At 59.4% G+C, this 286-nt stretch carries 1 pseudogene; it reads left to right on the plus strand.

Going from position 1 to position 286, the window contains the following annotated elements:
- Window positions 1-286: pseudogene (locus tag AC30D9_RS29410) on the plus strand (calcium-binding protein); the annotation flags it as partial.

Genomic DNA, 286 nt, shown 5'->3' on the forward strand with positions numbered 1-286 from the left:
GGGGGTGTATTCCGGGATCGCGGCAGGTGATACCTATACCGGTATCGAGGTGATCAGAGGGTCGAATTTCAACGACACGTTCGTTGGCGATGGTAGCGGTATGGATTTCGACGGCGGTGCCGGAGTCGACACGGTCGACTACTCGGGCTCGACTGCCGGGGTAAACGTTAATGTCCGTCTCGGGACGGGAACCGCAGGAACGGGCGGGGATGCCGAAGGCACCATTTTAACGGGTATCGAAACGGTCATAGGCTCTGCCTTCAACGACGTGCTCTCCGCTGGCCCA

Source organism: Pseudomonas sp. DF11 (assembly GCF_058148565.1).